The organism is Myxococcus sp. AB025B (assembly GCF_006518215.1).
Classification (GTDB): domain Bacteria; phylum Myxococcota; class Myxococcia; order Myxococcales; family Myxococcaceae; genus Myxococcus; species Myxococcus fulvus.
In genome coordinates, this window is record NZ_SRLW01000655.1 from 1 (window position 1) to 753 (window position 753).

The 753-nt window shown below is 67.9% G+C and carries 1 protein-coding gene; it reads left to right on the forward strand.

The genetic code is table 11. The features are described 5' to 3' along the window. Positions 1-125: 125 nt before the first annotated feature. Positions 126-753, forward strand: a 628-nt coding sequence (locus FL311_RS43345; RefSeq protein WP_305036192.1) for a glycosyltransferase family protein, incomplete at its 3' end; no start/stop codon positions are given.

A 753-nucleotide genomic window follows, 5' to 3' on the forward strand; every position in this document is an offset into this window, starting at 1 on the left:
CGGCGCGCGGCAGCGAGGGCTTGGGAGGCGGCGGCGGAGCGGAGGGCATGGTGGGAGGGGAGCTATAGCCGCGAGCGGCGGGCGGGCTCAACGGGCGAGGGGCAGGCCGCGTATGCTCGCGCACCATGCGAATCCTCTACGGTGTCGTCGGCGAAGGCATGGGCCATGCGACGCGCTCGCGCGTGCTCCTCGAGGAGCTCACGAAGAAGCACGAGGTCCACATCGTCGTCTCCGGGCGGGCCCAGGACTACCTGGCCAGGCGCTTCCAGAACGTGCACGGCATCTGGGGGCTGACCCTGGCGTACGAGGGCAACTCGGTGAAGAAGTGGCAGACGGTGCTGCAGAACCTCACCGGCGCGGTGAAGGGCTGGCCGCAGAACGTGCGCCAGTACTTCGAGCTGGTGGACGACTTCAAGCCCGACGTCGTCGTCAGCGACTTCGAGTCCTTCAGCTACCTGTTCGCGCGCACCCACCGGCTGCCCGTCATCAGCGTGGACAACATGCAGGTCATCAACCGCTGTCAGCACGAGCCGTCGCTGCTGGCCGGGTACGAGGACAGCTTCGAGACCTCGCGCGCCATCGTGAAGGCGAAGCTGCCGGGCGCCTTCCACTACCTGGTGACGACGTTCTTCTACCCGCCCGTGCGCAAGCGCCGCACCACGCTGGCCCCGTCGATCCTACGGCCCGAAATCATCGAGGCGAGGTCGGAGCCCGGCGAGCACCTGCTCGTGTACCAGACGTCCACCACCAACA